The organism is Bradyrhizobium sp. SHOUNA76 (genome assembly GCF_023006445.1).
In the GTDB taxonomy this organism is placed as follows: domain Bacteria; phylum Pseudomonadota; class Alphaproteobacteria; order Rhizobiales; family Xanthobacteraceae; genus Bradyrhizobium.
Map to the genome: position 1 here is coordinate 1 of NZ_JALBHA010000583.1, position 3,694 is coordinate 3,694.

At 66.1% G+C, this 3,694-nt stretch carries 4 protein-coding genes and 1 pseudogene; 1 reads left to right on the plus strand and 4 read right to left on the minus strand.

Translation table 11 applies throughout. The features are described 5' to 3' along the window. The 4 genes and pseudogenes from MOV74_RS33680 to MOV74_RS33695 form a co-directional block, all read right to left on the minus strand. Positions 1-80: pseudogene (locus tag MOV74_RS33680) on the minus strand (beta-ketoacyl-ACP reductase); the annotation flags it as partial. 14 nt (positions 81-94) lie between these two features. Beyond that, positions 95-1,054, minus strand: a complete 960-nt coding sequence (gene fabD / locus MOV74_RS33685; protein ID WP_246931298.1) for an ACP S-malonyltransferase — start codon at positions 1,052-1,054, stop codon at positions 95-97. 175 nt (positions 1,055-1,229) lie between these two features. Next, positions 1,230-2,255: a fatty acid desaturase family protein gene (locus tag MOV74_RS33690; protein ID WP_246931299.1), complete on the minus strand. Its 1,026-nt coding sequence runs from the start codon at positions 2,253-2,255 to the stop codon at positions 1,230-1,232. A gap of 3 nt (positions 2,256-2,258) precedes the next feature. Further along, complete coding sequence (locus MOV74_RS33695) at positions 2,259-2,966, minus strand: TetR/AcrR family transcriptional regulator C-terminal domain-containing protein (RefSeq protein ID WP_246931300.1); 708 nt, start codon at positions 2,964-2,966, stop codon at positions 2,259-2,261. A 338-nt stretch (positions 2,967-3,304) separates the two neighbouring features. Here MOV74_RS33695 and rpsF point away from each other — a divergent pair. Further along, the coding region (rpsF, locus tag MOV74_RS33700; protein ID WP_246931301.1) for a 30S ribosomal protein S6 at positions 3,305-3,694 on the plus strand (390 nt) is incomplete at its 3' end.

The following is a 3,694-nucleotide window of genomic DNA, read 5'->3' on the forward strand; positions in this document are numbered from 1 at the left end:
TGCAGCGCCTGCGCAATCGCGCCGCCGATGCCGCCGGTCGCGCCGGTGACGAGCGCCTTTTTGCCAGTCAGATCGAACATCGAAAACAACTCCTCTAGGCCTGCTTCGCAGCGGCCAATGCATCCCTGGCGGCGGCAATGTCATTGGGACCGCCGACCGCGACGCCGACGGCACCGTCCGCGATGCGCTTGACGAGACCCGTCAGCACCTTGCCGGCGCCGATCTCGAAGAAACGGGTAACGCCCTGCCCTGCCATATAGGCAACCGACTCGCGCCAGCGCACGGTGCCGGTGACCTGCTCGACCAGGCGGCGGCGGATCTCGTCGGGATCGGTGATGGCGCTCGCCAGCACGTTCGACACCAGCGGCGCGGCCGGCGCCTTGATCGTGACCTTCGACAGCGCGTCCGCCATGGCATCCGCGGCCGGCTGCATCAGTCTGCAATGGAACGGGGCGGACACCGGCAGCAGCATCGCGCGCTTGGCGCCCTTGGTCTTGGCGATCTCGACGGCGCGATCCACCGCAGCCTTGTCGCCTGAGACGACCACCTGTCCGCCGCCATTGTCGTTGGCGGCTTGGCAGACCTGCCCCTGGGCCGCTTCATTGGCGACCTCCATGGCGGCCTCGTAGTCGAGACCAAGCAGCGCGGCCATCGCGCCCGCGCCGACCGGGACTGCCTTTTGCATTGCGAGACCGCGGGTGCGAAGCAGACGGGCGGTATCCGAAATCGTCAGGCTGCCGGCCGCAGCCAGCGCCGAATATTCGCCGAGCGAGTGGCCGGCGACGAAGGCCGCGTCTCGCCCCACGGAAAATCCAGCCTCGGCCTCCAGCACGCGCAGGGTGGCGACAGACACCGCCATCAGCGCCGGCTGGGCGTTTTCGGTGAGCTGGAGCGTTTCGGCCGGACCATCCCAGATGGTCGCCGTCAGCTTCTCCCCGAGCGCGGCATCGACCTCGTCGAACACCGCGCGCGCCACCGGAAAGGCATCGGCCAGGGCCTTGCCCATGCCGACCGCCTGGGAACCCTGCCCCGGAAATGTGAATGCTGCCGTCATCGGCGCTCCCCTGGATCGCTCGAGCAGTTGTCTTCGAGAACCCGGCAGCCAACTACGTCCGGCCCGAGCCTTGGTTCCCGATCATGCTCCAAAGGGGGCCGTAGACACTGTCCGGGGCCGGAATGTCAAGCCAAGATGGGAGCTTCGGCAAGCATTCAACCGGATATGCCGCTTGCTAGAATCCGCCGGCCGTCTGGTTGGCGTCGACCTCCGCCCCTGCCTGCGCGCGGCGCGCGCTATTGACCACTTGCCCCGGACGGTCATCGCGGTTCGGCTTCGCAGTTGCAAGCCGCAGCACCGCGGCGTAGCCCGGCTGCACCTCCATGCGGCCCGCGTGCCGGCTCGCGCTCAGCAGGCGATGGACCTTCGGCAGATTGTAGCAGGGCACGTAGAACAAGAGATGATGCTCGAGGTGGTAGTTCACGTAATACGGCGCGATGAACAGCCGCTCCAGAAAATTGGCGTGGGTGGTGCGGGTGTTGCGCAAGGGATCGCTGCTGTCGGGCACCACAGCGTGCTCGGCGATGTTGCGGATGCGGGTGATGACCATCATCCAGGTCAGCAGCGGCAGCAGCCATAGCAGCGGATAGGCCCACCACACGCCGGCGGCCGCAAGCGCAGCGAACATCACGGCATTGACGATGCATTGCGGACCGAGCTTGTCCCAGAAATGCGCCAGGCGCTGGCGCCACGGCCAGTCCTTCGAGCCGAGCGCGTTGAGCAGCTGCGCCTTGCGCTGCTGGTAGCCGGTCTGTCCGGTGATGTCGCGAATGAACTTGCGGCGATAGCTCAGCTTCGTGATCGGAAACGGCGCCGACAGCACGAGATCGGGATCATCCTCCTGCTGCGTGCGCGCATGATGCTGAAGGTGGTAACGCCGGTAGCTGCGCGTCTCCGCGAACAGCGGATAAGCACAGAACCACTGGCTCAGCGTCAGATTGGTTTTTTCGTCGGCGGACAGGCAGCCATGGGCACCGTCATGCATCAGGATCGAAAGGCCCAGCTGGCGCGAGCCGATGATGGCAACGGCCAGGATATAGGTGATCGGATTGGGCCACCACGCGACCAAAGCGATCGCGCCCACGATCAGCGTCCAGGCGTGCGCGATCAGCGCAGCGCCTTTCCAGGTCATGCGCTGGCGCACGTCGGCCAGTTGATCGTCGGTCAGGAAATCGCGGGCACGCATGCGAAGCGCCGTCATGGCCTAACCCTCCTCATCCGAAGTGGTCGACGTGCCGCGCCCCTCGACGAGACGCAGGCGCGCGGCATCGCCCGTGGATTTCGCCTGCTCGCCGAGCACGCGAAGCATCTCGGCGCAGAGCGCCTCGGGCGAGCGGCCCATCGCATAGCCTTCGAGATTGACGCCGATGGCGACGGCCCAGAACCGCCGCGAGCTTTCGTCGGGCGCGCGAAGCGAGCGCCAGCCGTGCCGCGCCACCTGGCTCGCATAGGCGCGCGCGCCTTCGCCATGCAGACGCTCGATCGTGCGCTCAACGAGCGGTGCAAGATCCTGGCGACGCCGCGTCAATGTCAGCGCTTCGGCGAAGAAAGCGACTGAATCGCTCGCCGTCACGGTCTGCGCCAGCGCCAGCGTGTAGTCCCGCGGCGTGCGCGCCTTCAAGGCCGCCTGCTCGGTGGCGCGCGCCAGATACAGCAGCTCGCGGCAGGCGCATTCGACGAACAGCGCCTCCTTGGTGCGGAAGTAATAGGTGATCTGGCTCGGGAACGCGTCCGCGGCGGCGGCGATGTCGGTGATCGCCGTGCCAGACAGCCCCCGCTCCCGAAATAGCGGGCTCGCGGCATCCAGCAGCAGCGAGCGCATCTTGCGGCCGGCCGATCGTGTGGCTCGCGCGGCGTGCTTGGGGTCGCCTGCCGACGCCTCAAACGGAGCCTGGACCGATTCACCCGTCATCAGCACCTCCCGATGAATTATTTGTATGACATACAAACAAATAGGTCAAGCTGTTACGAGAGGATGGGTTCGGCCGCCCCATGCCGGCACCGTCGGGCCGAAAACGGGGCGCTCCAACCTTGCAAAGCCGGCCAAAATCCGTATAAGGCGCGCATCCGCAGACCCCGGCCGGGAGCTGAACGGACGGTCTCAGCAAATCATTCGTGATTTTGGTGTGGCAGGGCCAGTCGGCCCGTCGTCCCGTGTTTCCGCCTTCTGAGCTTAATCCCAGAGTCCTTTCCGAAGGCCTCTTAAGGGCTTGACGCCGGGCGATGCGCCAACATGAGGAAAGGACCACCATGGCTCTTTATGAGCATGTTTTTCTCGCGCGTCAGGACGCGAGCACGCAGCAGGTCGAAGAGCTGACTGCGCAGATGACCGGGATCGTCGAGGGTCTCGGCGGCAAGGTCACCAAGACCGAGAATTGGGGCGTGCGCTCCCTCACCTACCGCATGAACAAGAACCGCAAGGCGCACTTCGTGCTGCTCAACATCGACGCGCCGTCCGCGGCGATCGCCGAGATCGAGCGCCAGGAGCGCATCAGCGAAGACGTGATCCGCTATCTCAGCGTCCGCGTCGAAGAGCTCGAGGAAGGCCCGTCCGCGATGATGCGCAAGGCCGACCGCGACCGCGAGCGTGACGATCGTGGCGGCGGCTTCCGCGGCGAGCGCGAAGGCGGCTTCCGTGGC